The 14,433-nt window shown below is 71.2% G+C and carries 10 protein-coding genes; 3 read left to right on the top strand and 7 right to left on the bottom strand.

The genetic code is table 11. The features are described 5' to 3' along the window. Window positions 1-61 precede the first annotated feature (61 nt). Together KGA66_RS10115 and KGA66_RS10110 are read left to right on the top strand one after the other, a co-directional pair. On the top strand, window positions 62-1,219 hold the full coding sequence (locus tag KGA66_RS10115) for a Fic family protein (protein ID WP_211467069.1): 1,158 nt from the start codon (window positions 62-64) through the stop codon (window positions 1,217-1,219). 97 nt (window positions 1,220-1,316) lie between these two features. Next, on the top strand, window positions 1,317-2,219 hold the full coding sequence (locus tag KGA66_RS10110; RefSeq protein WP_211467134.1) for an aminoglycoside phosphotransferase family protein: 903 nt from the start codon (window positions 1,317-1,319) through the stop codon (window positions 2,217-2,219). A 179-nt stretch (window positions 2,220-2,398) separates the two neighbouring features. Here KGA66_RS10110 and KGA66_RS10105 read toward each other — a convergent pair whose 3' ends face one another. From KGA66_RS10105 to KGA66_RS10075, 7 genes are all read right to left on the bottom strand, one after another. After that, window positions 2,399-3,838 (bottom strand): GH1 family beta-glucosidase, encoded by a 1,440-nt coding sequence (locus KGA66_RS10105; protein WP_211467067.1) that lies wholly within the window; start codon window positions 3,836-3,838, stop codon window positions 2,399-2,401. A 110-nt stretch (window positions 3,839-3,948) separates the two neighbouring features. Continuing rightward, entirely contained in the window at window positions 3,949-5,025 is a 1,077-nt protein-coding gene (locus KGA66_RS10100; RefSeq protein ID WP_312886843.1) for an ABC transporter ATP-binding protein, read from the bottom strand. Beyond that, the gene (locus KGA66_RS10095) at window positions 5,022-6,080 is read right to left on the bottom strand and encodes an ABC transporter permease (protein ID WP_211467065.1); all 1,059 of its coding nucleotides are present in this window, start codon (window positions 6,078-6,080) and stop codon (window positions 5,022-5,024) included. The genes KGA66_RS10100 and KGA66_RS10095 overlap by 4 nt, the downstream gene beginning before the upstream one ends. Before the next feature lie 3 nt (window positions 6,081-6,083). Continuing rightward, window positions 6,084-7,064, bottom strand: coding sequence for an ABC transporter permease (locus KGA66_RS10090; protein WP_211467063.1), 981 nt, complete (start codon window positions 7,062-7,064; stop codon window positions 6,084-6,086). Next, the gene (locus tag KGA66_RS10085) at window positions 7,061-8,191 is read right to left on the bottom strand and encodes an ABC transporter ATP-binding protein (RefSeq protein WP_211467060.1); all 1,131 of its coding nucleotides are present in this window, start codon (window positions 8,189-8,191) and stop codon (window positions 7,061-7,063) included. Before KGA66_RS10085 ends, KGA66_RS10090 begins: the two co-directional genes overlap by 4 nt. A 232-nt stretch (window positions 8,192-8,423) precedes the next feature. Further along, window positions 8,424-10,106 carry an ABC transporter substrate-binding protein gene (locus tag KGA66_RS10080; RefSeq protein WP_211467058.1) on the bottom strand — a complete coding sequence of 561 codons (1,683 nt, stop codon included), beginning with the start codon at window positions 10,104-10,106 and terminating at the stop codon, window positions 8,424-8,426. 271 nt (window positions 10,107-10,377) lie between these two features. Continuing rightward, window positions 10,378-11,406, bottom strand: coding sequence for a LacI family DNA-binding transcriptional regulator (locus tag KGA66_RS10075; RefSeq protein WP_211467056.1), 1,029 nt, complete (start codon window positions 11,404-11,406; stop codon window positions 10,378-10,380). A 312-nt stretch (window positions 11,407-11,718) separates the two neighbouring features. Here KGA66_RS10075 and KGA66_RS10070 point away from each other — a divergent pair, with 312 nt between their 5' ends. Next, window positions 11,719-14,403, top strand: coding sequence for a glycoside hydrolase family 3 C-terminal domain-containing protein (locus tag KGA66_RS10070; protein ID WP_211467054.1), 2,685 nt, complete (start codon window positions 11,719-11,721; stop codon window positions 14,401-14,403). Window positions 14,404-14,433 lie beyond the last annotated feature (30 nt).

The raw sequence follows: 14,433 nt of genomic DNA, 5'->3' as shown, positions 1-14,433 counted from the left end.
GCTAGTCGCCGCTGGATGCGCTAATGCTTGAATCTTTCAAGCATTCAAGTATCCTGGCGCCATGCTGTACGAGACCCCGAGGCTCTCCGCAGATGACGAGCGAGTCCTCACCGAGCTGGCCGCCATGCGCGAAGGACTGAAACATCAGATCGCCGGGCCGCGGAAGTGGACCGGCCTGCTGAGCCGCAGTCTGACCGCAGCCGCCATCGCCGGTTCCAACTCGATCGAGGGCATCATCGTCGGCCAGTCCGATGCCGAAGCGGCGGTCGCCGGCGAGGAGCCAACCGACACCGACGAGGACACCTGGCACGATGTCCTCGGTTATCGCGACGCCCTCACCTATGTCCAGCAACTGGCTGATGCCCCCGAATTCTCCTGGCACCCGATGTTCTTCAACGGGCTGCATCACGTCATGCTCAAGCATCGGCCCGACAAATGGCCGGGCCGCTTCCGCCCCGGCGAAATCCGCGTGATCGACGGCGCCACTGAATCGGCCGTCTACACCGGACCCGATGCCGCGCAGGTGCCGGCGCTCATGACCGAACTTTCGGATCGGCTCAACGGCGGCGACCTCGACGCCCCCGCATATGTCCGCGCCGCGATGGCGCACCTCAATCTGGTCTCCATCCACCCATGGCGCGACGGCAACGGCCGCATGTCCCGATGCGTGCACACGCTTGTGCTGGCCCGCTGCGGAGAGCTCGCACCGGAGTTCTCGTCAATCGAGGAATGGCTCGGCCGCGGACGCAACACGTACGACTACTACGACGCGCTCGCCGCCGTCCAACGCGGCCGATTCGCCCCTGGCGACGGCGACACGTCGGCGTGGGTGCGCTTCAACCTGCGCGCCCATCACCTTCAGGCGCAATTGGTGCAGCGCCGCGCCGATCAAGCGTCCAAGCTGTGGTCGGCCCTGGCCGACGTGGCCGCCGCCGAGAGGCTGCCAGAGCGCACGGTCACCGCGCTGTACGAAGCGGTCCGCGGCGGCGCAGTGCGCCGAACCTTGTATCAGCGCGATGAGGGACTGTCCACGGATCAATCCGCCAGGGACCTTCGAATGCTGACCGAACGTGGCTTACTGGAGGCCAAGGGAGGGACCAAGGGCCGTCGTTATGCGGCGACCCCGGCGCTGACCGAGAAGGCCTACCCGAGGTACCGGGCGCAAGGCGAGCCACCGCCGCTGACGGAACCGTACGGCGTTCGTCGGGTCGCGCAGTAGAGCGGTTCGCGCCGCGCTCGCAGGCTGCTGCGATCCCTGGTGGCGGAAAAGTCCGTTGGCATCGATGCTCAACGCGTGGCATGCTCCGGCCGTGGTCATGCATGCAGGCCAACTCACGATCACCGCCGAGACGGCAGGTGAACTGGTTCGCGACCAGTTCCCCGAGTGGAGTGCGCTCCCGGTCCGGGCGGTGGCGTCGCAGGGCACGGTCAACGCCGTCTTCCGCGTGGGCGAGGAGTTGGCGGCCCGCTTTCCGCTGCAACCCGCGGACGTGAAAGTGACCCGGCGCCGGCTTGAGCGCGAGGCGCAAGCCGCACGCGAGCTGGCCGGCTCTACGCGCTTTCCCACGCCAGAACCCGTCGCGCTCGGCGAGCCCGGCCGAGGCTATCCGCTGCCCTGGTCCGTACAGACCTGGATCCCCGGCGAGGTCGCCACCCCGCGCGATCTGGCCGGTTCCGTCGAGTTCGCCGAGGACCTGGCCGAGTTCATCGGGCAGGTGCGCGCTCTCGACACGCAAGGCCGCACCTTCCGCGGAGGTGGACGCGGAGGCGAGCTGACGGCGCATGACGCGTGGATGGAGACCTGCTTCGAGAGGAGCCAGGGGCTGCTGGATGTCCGGCGGCTGCGGCGGATGTGGGCCGCGCTGCGTCAACTGCCTCGCGCACCGGCCGACACGATGACCCACGGCGACCTGATTCCAGGCAACGTGCTTGTCGCGCACGGCCGGCTGGCCGGGGTGCTGGACGTCGGTGGATTCGGCCCTGCGGATCCCGCACTGGACCTGGTCGCCGCGTGGCATCTGCTGGAGGACGGCCCGCGCCGGCGGTTGCGCGAGGTTCTGGGCTGTGACGACTCCGAGTGGCAGCGCGGAAAGGCGTGGGCGTTCGAGCAGGCTGTGGGAACGGTCTGGTATTACCGCGAGACCAACCCGGCGATGAGCGACATGGGTCGGGCCACCCTGGAACGCCTGCTCGCAGGCGAATCAACTGCCGCCGCGTGACAGGACCCTCGGCAGGGTGCGGCGCAGAATGCTGTGACAGGATCCTCGGCGCGCCACGCACGACGTGCTCCCGGCTGCGAGGGTGAGTTGCGCAGCCAGGAGCACCAGGCGCGGGCATGGGCACGAGGATCCAGCGCGATCGGGAACGCTCGTGCCTGCGCCGCGATCCGATACGGCCGTTATGCGACGCTCGCGCCTTCCGCTCGCACGCGCCGGATCGTGTCGCGGTACCAGTGCGCGCTCAGCTTCGGCGTGCGCTGCTGCGTCGTGTAGTCGACCCGGACGATGCCGAACCGCTTGTCGTACCCGTACGCCCACTCGAAGTTGTCCAGCAGCGACCAGACGAAATAGCCGCGGATGTCGGTGCCCGCGTCACGCGCCCGCGCCACCGCGGCGATGTGCGAGGCGAGATACTCGACGCGGTCGTGGTCGCGCACGAAGCCGGCCGCGTCGGGCTGGTCGCGGAACGCCGCGCCGTTCTCGGTGACGAAGATCGGCACGCCCGGGTAGTCGCGGCCGACCCGCGTGAGTAGCTCGGCGAAGTCGTCGGGCATGATCTCCCAGCCCATCGCCGTCTGCGGCAGACCCAGGAGCACGCCGCGGCCCACCGGGTTGCCGTCCGCGTCCGCCGCGCGGCCCTGCTCGTCGACGCCGGAACTCAACATGCTGAAATAGTAGTTGACCCCGAGCGTGTCCAGCTTCGCGTTGATGACTTCCAGGTCCCCGTCGCGCACCGGCAGCTCGACACCGCGGGCGGCCAGGTCCGCGACCACGTCCGCGGGATAGCGCCCGTACCAGAGCGGGTCCAGGTACACGCGGGTGCCCAGGCCGTCGGCGCGGCGGGCGGCCTCCCGGTCTGCGGGCGAGTCGGTGGCCGGCTTGGCGGTGCTCAGGTTCAGCGTGATGCCCAACTCCAGCGGATTGCCGCCGCTGTTGGCCGCGCGCAGGCGCTGCACCGCCAGACCGTGCCCCAGCAGCAGATGGTGGATCGCGTGCATACCCGCGCCGAAGTCCCGCCGGCCGGGCGCCTGCACGCCCTCGACATAGCCGAGCATCGCCGAGCACCACGGTTCGTTGAGCGTGGTCCAGTGCGCGACACGGTCGCCCAGCCGGTCGTATACGAGCTCTGCGTAGTCGGCGAAACGCAGTGCGGTGTCCCGGTTCGGCCAGCCGCCGGCGTCCTCAAGCTCCTGCGGCAGGTCCCAGTGGTACAGGGTGACCCAGGGCTCGATGTCGCTGGCGAGCAGCCGGTCGACCAGCCGGTCGTAGAACGCCAGTCCGGCCGGGTTCGCAGGGCCCTTGCCCCCCGGCTGCACCCGCGGCCAGCCGACCGAGAAGCGGTAGGCGTCCAGGCCCAGGTCCCGCATCAGCGCCACGTCCTGCGGCATCCGGTGGTAGTGGTCGCAGGCCAGGTCCCCGGTATCGCCGTTGTCGACCGCGCCCGGCACCCGGCAGTAGGTGTCCCAGATCGACGCGGTGCGCCCGTCCTCGTCGACGGCCCCCTCGATCTGGTACGCGGAGGTGGCCGCGCCCCAGCGGAAGGCGGCGGGCAGGCGGTCGACGACGCCGTCGTGACGGGTCGTCACGCGGGCTTCGGCCGTCGCGGCAGTGGTGTCCATGTCACTCCTGGTTCGGACAGTGCGGCACCGTCCCCCGTCGTCGGGCGCTGATGCTCGCTCGTGGAATTCCGCGGTCCCGCAGCGGTGCGGTGCGGTGCGGTGCGGTGCGGTCAGGCGGTGCTCCGGTCTGAGGTGTGCAGCCAGCAGGCCACGCTGCGGGCACCGCCGCCGGCCCCCTGCGCCGCCCCCGGTCCGGCTTCGCCCGGCGCGCCGAGGATCGGGACCTCGCGCGCGCACGGGTCGAACGCCTTCGGGCAGCGCGGATGGAACGCGCAACCAGAGGGCAGCGAGCGCGGGTCCGGCGGCGAGCCGGGGATCCCCGCCAGTTCGCGGCGCGGGCCGCGCAGCGCGGGGAAGGAGTGCAGCAGACCGTCGCTGTACGGGTGCAGCGGATCGCGGTAGATCTGCGCGGCAGGCGCCTCCTCGACGATGCGGCCGCCGTACATGATCGCGATCCGGTCCGCGAACTCGACCAGCAGCGACAGGTCGTGGGTGATGAAGACCACGGAGAAGTCCAGCCGCTTGCGCAGCCGGGTGAAGACCGCGAGGATCTGCCGCTGCATCACCACGTCGAGCGCGGTGGTCGGCTCGTCCATGATCACGATCCGCGGTTCCAGCGCCAGCGCCATGCCGATCATCACCCGCTGGCGCATCCCGCCGGAGAGCTGGTGCGGGTAGCTGTCGAGCCGGTCGGCCGGGATGCCGACCAGACCGAGCAGCTCCCGGGCGCGGGCGATGCGCGCCGCGCGGTCGAGGTCCGGCCGGTGCGCCTTGATCACGTCGGTCAGCTGGGCGGAGATCTTGTCCACCGGGTTGAGCGCGTTCATCGCGGCCTGGAACACGATCGAGGTCTGCGCCCAGCGGAACCTGCGCAGCCCCGCGTGGTCGAGCGCGAGCACGTCCACCGGTTCCGAGCCGTCGCCCGGGTGGTAGATCACCGTCCCGCAGGCCACCACCCCGGGCGGCGCCAGCAGCCGGGTCAGCCCGTAGGCGAGGGTCGACTTGCCGCTGCCGCTCTCCCCCGCCAGGCCCAGCACCTCGCCGCGGCGCAGCGTGAGGCTCACGTCGCTGACCGCGCGCACCGCCCGCTCGCCGACACCGTAGTCGACACTCAGCCCGCTGATCCGCAGCACCGCTTCGTCCGCGTCAGCATGCTGCGCGGCCGGCTCGTCCACGTGCAGGGTCACCGGGCACCGTCCTCGACCTGAATATCAGCGCTCTGAATTTCTGTGGCGTGCGCGGGAACCGGCCCGGCGCCGCGCGCGAGCACCGGGGTGAACCCGACCCGCAGGCGCACCCTGCGGCCCGAGTAGTCGCGCACCGCGGCGCTGCCGCTGCTGCGCAGCCTCGGGTTGACCAGTTCGTCGATGCCGAAGTTGAGCAGCGAGAGCGCGGTGCCCAGCAGCGCGATCGCCAGGCCCGCCGGGACGAACCACCACCAGGCGCCGATCGCCAGCGCCTCCTGGCTCTGCGCCCAGTACAGGATCGCGCCCCAGTTCCACTCGTAGAGCCCCTGCACGCCGATGAACGCGAGCGCGACCTCGGTCATGACCGCGTAGATCACGGTGCCGACGAAGGAGGAGGCGATGATCGCGGTCAGGTTCGGCAGGATCTCGAAGATGACGATCCGCCACACCGGTTCCCCGGTCGCGCGCGCCGCCTCGACGAAGTCTCTTCGTCGCAGCGAGAGCGTCTGGGCTCGCAGCACCCTGGCTCCCCACGCCCACGAGGTCAGGCCGATCACGAGCGCCACCACCCAGTCGCCGCCGGTCGGGATCGCCGTGGTGATGATGATGATCAGCGGCAGCGCCGGGATGACCAGGAACACGTTCGACACTGCGGAAAGGCCCTCGCCGCCGGCCCCGCCGAGATAACCGGAGGTCACGCCGAACAGCACCGCGACGATCGTGGCGACCACGCCGGCGAAGAAGCCCACGAACATCACGCTGCGGGTGCCGTCGAGCACCTGGCTGAAGATGTCCTGGCCGATGTGCGTGGTGCCGAACCAGTGCTTGGCCGAGGGCCCCTGCAGGATGTCGGCGCTGCGCCGCGAGGGGTCGTAGGGAGCGATCAGCGGGCCGATGATCGCGATCAGCAGGAACACCGCGAGGATCACCAGACCCACGGCGACCTTGCGGTTCGACAGCAGGCGCATGCGCAGCCGCCGCGGGGACGCCTCGGCCGAGCCGGCGACGGGGTCCTGCGGGGTGACGGCGTCCACGCCGGGCGCGGTGACGGCCATCGGTCAGCCCTCCCTTCGGGTACGCGGGTCCAGCGCCATGTAGGCGAGGTCGGCCAGGAAGTTGGCGGCCAGCACGGAGAGCGTGATGACCAGGAAGATGCCCTGCATCAGCGGGTAGTCCTTCTGCCCGATCGCGGAGACCAGTTCCAGGCCCACGCCGGGATAGGAGAACACGTACTCGACCAGGAAGGTGCCGCCGACCACCAGGCCCAGCGCCATGCCGAAGCCCGACACGCTCGGCAGCATCGCGTTGCGCGCGGCGTACCCGAGCATCACCCGGCGCTCCGAGAGGCCCTTGGCATGCGCGACGGTCACGTAATCCTCACTGCTGACCGTCACGACCATGTTGCGCATGCCCATCAGCCAGCCGGCGACCGAGGTGACGATGATCGTCGCGGCGGGCAGCAGGCTGTGTTTCAGGGCACTGGCGACGAACGCGCCGTTCCAGCCGGGCACCAGCCCCGGATCGTATCCACCGGCCGAGGGTAGGAAGCTGCCCACGCCGGTGAACGCGGCGATCGCCAGCAGCGCCAGCCAGAAGTACGGGATCGAGGCGAAGAAGGTGGTGATCGGCATCAGCATGTCGGCCAGGCTGCCGCGGCGCCACCCGACGATCACGCCGAGCAGGGTGCCGATGGCGAAGCTGAGCACCGTCGCCACGCCGACCAGGCACACGGTCCACGGCAGGCTCTGCGCCAGCACCGAGGAGACCGGGGTCGGGAAGGAGTGGAAGGAGATGCCCAGGTCGCCGCGGGCGAGCTGGCCCAGGTAGGAGATGTACTGCTGGAAGATACCCTGCTGCTTGTCCAGGCCGAACAGCACGGTCAGCGAGTGCACCGCCTGGGTGCTGATCTGGCCCTGGTACTCGGCGATCAGCGAGTCGACCGGGTTGCCCGGGGTCAGCCGCGGCACGAAGAAGTTGATGGTCACCGCGGCCCACGCGGTGAACACGTAGAACACGAGGCGCTGGGCGAAGTACCTCATGCCGCCGCCCCCGCTGCGTCGCCGGCGTGCTCGGGCGAGTACAGCCAGCAGGCCGCCCAGTGCGCGGGCCGCCCGGACTCGTCGGCGCCGCGGGATGTGACCCCGGCGACCTCGAAGCGCGGCGGGACCTGCGCGGTGCACACCTGCATCGCGTGCGGGCAGCGCGGATGGAACCGGCAGCCGCTCGGCGGGTGGATCAGGCTGGCGACCTCGCCGGTGCCCTCGTCCAGCGAAGCGGACTGGTCCGGGTCGGCGCCGCCGGCCTGCGCGGCGAGGCGGTCCGGGTCCGGGGCGGAGTCGATCAGCAGTCTGGTGTAGGGGTGCGCGGGCTGCTGGGTGACGCTTTCGCTGTCCCCGCCCTCGACCATCCGGCCCGCGTACATCACCTGCGTCTCGTCGGCGAAGTAGCGCGCCGAGGCGATGTCGTGGGTGATGTACAGGATCGCCAGGTCCATCTGCTCCTTGAGATCCCGCAGCAGGTTGAGGATGCCGAGCCGGATCGAGACGTCCAGCATGGACACCGGCTCGTCGGCCAGCAGCGCCTCGGGGCCGGCGGCCAGGGCGCGCGCGATGGCGACCCGCTGGCGCTGGCCCCCGGACAGTTCGTGCGGGAACTTGTCGATGTACCGCTGCGGCGGTGTCAGCTGCACCTTGGCCAGCAGGTCCGCCAGCGCGGCCTCGGTCTCGGCGCGGCCGCGCCCGACCCGGTCGTGCACCCGCAGCGCCCGGGTCAGGTGGTAGCGCACGGTGTGCACGGGGTTGAGCGACGCGAACGGGTCCTGGAAGATCATCTGGACCTTGCCGCTGTAGGCGCGGAACCTGCGCCCGCCGCGCACCGTCGTCTCCGCGCCGTGCAGCCGGATCGCCCCGCCGGTGCGCGGGTAGAGCTGGGCGAGCAGGCGCGCCACGGTCGACTTGCCCGAGCCGGACTCGCCGACCAGCGCGGTCACCCGGCCGCGGCGCAGCAGCAGGGCCACGTCGTCCACCGCGTGGACCGCGGGGCGCTCGCCGGAGAAGGCCGCGCGCAGGCGCCGGCGCACCGGGAAGTGCTTGGTCAGTTCCTCGGCTTCGAGGACTACGTCGGTAGCCCCGCCCGCCGGCGAGGCCGTCTCGCTCAGCGTCGTCATCTGTTGCATCTCCTCGAAGGTCTGCCGGCTGCGCGAACCGGTGTGCCGCGCCGCCCGGCCGTCCGGCCCTGCGCCTCGGGCGCCGCGAAGGGTGCGGCGCCCGAGGCGAGGGCGGCTTGCGGTCCGGCTCGCTGTGTTCGATCAGGCGCTGTGTTCGATCAGGAGCCGTCGCGGCCGGGTGCGGCCCGGCCGGGGCCTGCGGCCGGGCCGCGACGCCTGCGAACCGGTGGCGTCAGGACGTGGCCGGGGTCAGGTGCATGATCACGTCGAGCGACTGGGTCAGCGTCGGCTGGATCGGCATGTACGGGTTCGAGTCGTCCGGCCAGCCGGTCCAGTGCTTGGTGGAATACTCGGCGCCGTAGTTGCCGGCCGAGGTCGGGATCATCGGCGCCTGCTCGACCATGATCTGTTCCAGCGTGTTCAGCGCGGCGGTGCGGGTGGCCTCGTCGGTGGCGTTCGCGTAGTCCTTGAGCGCCTGCGTGGCCTGGGGGCTGTTGAAGCGCCCGTAGTTGCCGGAGTTGGCCGCGGTGCCGACCGGCTCCAGGTCCGCGCCGTTCATGATGTTCTCGTACATGTCGTACGGGGTCGCCCCGCCGTTGCTCCAGTGCATCGCGGCCTGGAACTTGCCGGAGGCGATGCTGCTGAACCAGGCGTCGGTGTCGGCCTTGTCGACGGTGGCGGAGATGCCGATGGACTTGAGGTTGTCGGAGATGATCGACAGGTCGGTCTGGTAGTCGCTCCAGCCGGCCGGGTCGGTCAGCGTCAGGGTCACCGGCTTGCCGGCCGGGTCCATCAGGGTGCTGCCGTTGTAGGTGAAGCCGTGCGCGGTCAGCAGCGCCTTGGCGTCGGCCGGGGTCTTCTGGCCCTTGACTCCCTTGTACTGCGCGGCCACGAAGCTGTCGCCGGCCGGCGAGGGCAGACCGGTGATGTTGTCGATCTCCGGCTTGAAGTAGCCGGCCTCGCCCTCGTTGAAGATGTCCGCGCGGTCGACCACCATGCCGACCGCCTGGCGCAGGTACTGGTTGTCCCACGGCTTGACCGTGGTGTTGAACCACAGTCCGTCCGCGCTCAGCGACGGCGGGAACCACAGCTTGTAGTGCGGGTCGCGCCCGGCGAAGACGGTCTTGGCGTCCGGGATGAAGACGTAGCTCCACTCGGTCGCGCCGGTCACCAGTGCCTGGGTCTCGGTGTCGTTGCCGGTGTAGGTGCTGTAGCGCAGCTCGGAGACCTTGGGCAGCGCCTGCCAGTAGCCGCTGGAGCGCGCGTCCAGGGTCACGGTCTGCGGGGTGAAGGTCTTGAGGACGTACGGCCCGGTGCCGACCGGGTGGGTCACGCTGTCCGTCGTCGGGTCCTTCATCGCCGACCATATCTTCTTCGGCACCACGAAGGTGGACAGGACCTTGGCCTGGATCACGAACGCGGACTGGGTGAAGGTGACCGTGACCTGGTTGCCGGAGGTGGTGACCTGGTCGATCGGCAGCGCGTTGGAGTTGAGCGCCGCGTACTGCTTGAGGATCTGGAAGGAGTAGGCGACGTCGTCGGGCGTCATCGCCGAGCCGTCGGAGAACGTGACCCCGTCGTGCACGGTGAAGGTGACGGACTTGTAGTCGGTGGACCATTTCCACGCGGTGGCCAGCCAGGGCGTCGGCTTGGAGTTCGGGTCGGCCAGGTTGACCATCGCCAGCGGTTCGTAGATCACGTACCGGTAGCCGAGGTGGGACGAGGCCGAAGTGGCCAGGTACGGGTTGTTGTTATCCTTCTCGGAGGCTCCGTCGGGCATGCTGATGTTCAGGACACCGGACGCGCTGGTTTTCCCGCCGTTCGCTGTACCCGACGAATTGCCGCCACAGGCGGTCAGCGTGGCCAAGGCCAGGCCGCCCGCCGCGACGGCGGTGATTGAGCGATTCACACGCATGGGTCCTCATTTCGACGTGGCTTGTCACTGTGGAGTGCGGCTCGCCGTACGGATGGGATCTGCCGCCTCGGCGCGTGGCATGCGCCGGGGCGGGGTGTGACGGGTCGGGCGGGGGCGTTGGCGCGTCCTCGCCTGATTTGTCATGCGTTGCTGTGCGGAGCAGTGGATTCGAGCACTTGGTGTCTCTTGGGTCCATCGGGTGGCGCTGTGGTGCGTGCTGGCGGTGCTGCCCTGCTGATGGCGCTGTGCTGGCGACGTCGGCGGAACGGCGCTACGGCTTTCGTCCCGTGGTCGAGCCCCGCACGATGAACGTGGTCGGCAGGACGATGGGACCCGCGGCGAGCGGAGTGCCGTCGAAGTGGCCCATGAGCGCGCGGGCCGCGGTCTCGCCCATCTCCCGCAGCGGCTGGTGCACGGTGGTCAGCGGCGGATCGGTGTACGAGGCCTGCGGTACGTCGTCGAACCCGACGACGGCCACGTCCCCCGGCACGCTCACCCCGGCCTCGCGCAGCGCCTGGATCGCTCCTGCCGCCGAGAGGTCGTTGTGCGCGAACACCGCGTCGAAACCGGGATCGCTCGCCTTGAGCAGCCTCCCGGCCTTCAGCAGCCTGCCGATCTCGGCGTATCCGCCTTCGAAGGTGAAGTCGCCGTCCACCACCCGCCAGGGTTCCAGCGGCATCCCCGCCCCGGCGTAGACCTCGGCGAAGCCGGCCAGGCGCTCCTGGGTGCAGCCCAGGTCCTGGGGCCCGCCGACCACGAGCGGCCGGGTGCGGCCGAGCGCGACCAGGTGGCGCGCGGCGTCTTGCGCCCCCAGCCGGTTCGTGGTGGCCACCGAGGGGAACTCCGGCTGGTGGCCGCGGTCGTCCACGAGCACGACCGGCAGCCCGCCGCGGTGCAGCCCGGCGATGAACTCCAGGGTGCCTTCGGGTTCGATCACCAGCAGCCCGTCGAAGGACTTGGCCGAAGCCTGCGAGGCGAAGCGCTGCAAGGACGCCTCGCCCTTGCTGCAACTGAACACCAGCAGGCCGTAGCCCTCCTCCTCGACCGCGTCGGCGACGCCCTGAAGCACCTCGCCGATCCACGGCCAGCTGAGCGAGGGCACCAGCATGCCCAGCACGCGGGTGCGGCCGCGTGCCAGGCTCACCGCTCCGGCGCTCGGCACGTAACCCAGTTCCCGGATGACCTGGCGCACCCGCGCCGCGGTCGACGGGTCGAGTTCACCCTTGCCGTTGAGCACCCGGGAGACCGTGGTCTTGCTGACGCCGGCGCGAGCGGCGACGTCGGCCATGGTGACGGGCACGGCCAGTCCCCTCCTCACATCGTTGTCAGGTCGCCGGGGCGAGCTCCCAGCTGCGGGAGAGCGCTCCACGGCCGATCCGGGCCGGAGCCGGAACCGATTCCGGAACCGGTTCCGTGGGAGGTATGAAACAGGGCTGCGGCGGCCGCGTCAAGACTGCGCAGAACACGGCGAGGTAACGGAATGCGAGTTCGTTAACGTTTTCGAACCCGGCCGGCCGGGGCGTCGGCCAGGGCTTGACAGCGGCCCGGGGCGACCGCGAACCTTCCGAGGGGAGAGCGCTCTCCAACGGGCTGGCGGGAGGGAAGGAACGCGATGCGGGACGCGCACGACGGCGGCCGACTCGACGGGAACGCGGCGGGGCCGCCGGCCCCGGGACGCGCGATCCCCGCCGGCCATGGCGGGGATCGCTTCGAGAAACGCATCGCCCGGCTGAGCCTGCCGGAGAAGATCAGGCTGCTGTCGGGCGGCTCGGTGTTCCGCACCGCCGCCGAACCCGCCGCCGGCCTGCGCGCGATGGTCACCTCGGACGGCCCGATCGGCGTGCGCGGGGAGCGCTGGGACGAGCGCGACACCGCGCTGGCGCTGCCCTCGGCGACCGCGATGGCGGCGACCTGGGACGAGGGGCTGGTCGAGCGGCTGGGCAGGATCCTGGCGGCGGAGGCGCGGCGCAAGGGCGTGCACGTGTTGCTCGCCCCGACCCTCAACCTGCACCGCTCCCCCGCCGGCGGCAGGCACTTCGAGTGCTTCTCCGAGGATCCGCTGCTGACCGGCCGCGTCGGCGCCGCGTACGTCAGCGGTGTGCAAAGCGGCGGCGTCAGCGCGACCGCGAAGCACTATGTCGCGAACGACTCCGAGACCGAGCGGCTGACGCTCGACGCGCGGGTGGACGAACGCACCTTGCGCGAGGTGTACCTCGCCCCGTTCGAAGCCGCCGTCAAAGCCGGGGTTTGGGCGGTGATGTCCGCGTACAACGCGGTCAACGGCGCCAGCATGTCGCACAGCGCGCTGCTGGCGGAGCCGCTGAAGGGCGAGTGGGGCTTCGACGGCCTCGTGGTCTCGGACTGGGGCGCGGTGCGTTCGACCGTCCCGTCCGCCCTGGCCGAGCAGGACCTCGCGATGCCCGGCCCGAACGAGCACTGGGGCGAGCCGCTGCTGGCCGCCGTGCGCGACGGCGTGGTGCCCGAGTCGGCGATCGACGCGAAGCTGCGCCGGATCTTCCGGCTGGCCGAACGGGTCGGCGCGCTGGACCCGCTCGACGCCGCGGACACCGGCGGCCTGGGCACCGACGGCCTGGGTACCGACGGCCTGGGTACCGACGCCGCGGACACCGGCGGCGCCGCCGCGGCCGACAACCCGGGCGCCCCAGGCCCGCCGGCCGAGGACCCGGACGTTCGTGCCCTGCTGCGCGACGCGGTGGCCCGTAGCAGCGTCCTGTTGCGCAACGAGGAGAACCTGCTTCCGCTGGAGCGCGCGAGCCTGCGGCGCGTGGCCGTGATCGGCCCGAACGCCGCGACGGCGCGCATTCAGGGCGGCGGCAGCGCGAGCGTCTTCCCGGCCACGGTCGTCGCGCCGCTGGACGGCATCCGCGCCGCGCTCGCCGATGCGGCAGAGGTCGAATACGCGGCCGGCGCGCACATCACCGTGCGGCCGACCCCGCTCACGCCCGGCAACGCCGTCGACCCCGTCACCGGCGAGCCCGGCGTCCGAGTGCGCTACCTCGACGCCGACGGCACCGAGGTGCACACCGAGCGCCGGCTCAGCGGCCGTATCCTCGAACCCTGTTTCGAGCCGGGCGGGCGGATGGACTTCGCGTCGCTGGGCGCCGAGTTCGTCGAGCTGAGCGCGCGGCTCTCGCCGCACGTCGGCGGCACCTGGAAGGTCGGCGTGGTGGGCCTCGGCGAGGTCCGTCTGAGCGCTGACGGCATGGTGCTGATCGACGAGGTCGTCGTGCCGGAATCCGACGACCCTACGTACGTACACGTCGCGCCGTCGTTCCGGCAGGCGGAACTGGAACTGCGGCCCGGCGCCGCGGTCGAGTTGACCGCGCGCCGCCGCATCCACCCGGCGCACGGCCTGGCCGTCGCGCTCACCGCGGACGCACCGCGTCGCGACGACGACGCGGAACTCGCCGCGGCGCTCGCCCTCGCCAAGCGCTCGGACGCGGCGATCGTGGTGGTGGGCACCACGGACGAGATCGAGAGCGAGGGTTTCGACCGCCCCGCGCTGGGCCTGCCGGGCCGCCAGGACGAACTGGTGGCGGCGGTCGCGGCGGTCAACCCGCGCACGGTCGTGCTGGTCAACTCCGGCGGGCCGGTGCTCATGCCGTGGCTGCGCGACGTGCCGGCGGTGCTGCTGACCTGGTTCCCCGGCCAGGAGGCAGGGGACGGGATCGCCGACGTGCTGTTCGGCGCGGCCGAACCGGGCGGGCGGCTGCCGACCACGTGGGCGGCCGCGGCGGCCGAGGTGCCCGTGCTGGACACCACACCGGTCGACGGGACGCTCCACTACGCCGAGGGTCTGCACATCGGTTACCGCGCTTGGCTTCGGTCACTGCGCAGCGAGCGGCAGGGCGCTGATGTCGGCGGCGCCGCGGTGCCCGGCGCCGATCCGATGTTCTGGTTCGGCCACGGCCTCGGCTACACCTCGTGGGAGTACGAGAGCGTCGCGTCTCCGGGCACGGTGGAGCACGGGGCGCCGTTCACGGTCGAGGTGACCGTGCGCAACACCGGCAGCCGGCCCGGCCGCGAGGTCGTGCAGGTGTACCTGAGCCGGCCGGACAGCGCGCTCGACCGGCCGGTGCGCTGGCTCGCCGGGTTCGCCGCCGTGGCCGCGCAGCCGGGGCAGAGCGTGACGGTGCCGGTCGAGATAGCGCCGCGGGCAGCCGAGCACTGGTCGGTCGCGGAAGGGCGCTGGGCCACCGAGCCGGGCGCGTTCACCGTGCTGGCCGGATCCAGCGCGGGCGACCTGCCGCTCACCTCCACTGTCATCGCGAGCTGATACCAACGGCCGCAGTCCCCTATACGAGGG

Source organism: Actinocrinis puniceicyclus, from assembly GCF_018283645.1.
In the GTDB taxonomy this organism is placed as follows: domain Bacteria; phylum Actinomycetota; class Actinomycetes; order Streptomycetales; family Catenulisporaceae; genus Actinocrinis; species Actinocrinis puniceicyclus.
The sequence above is the reverse complement of the archived record's forward strand: the minus strand, read 5'-3'. Positions and strand labels throughout refer to the sequence as shown.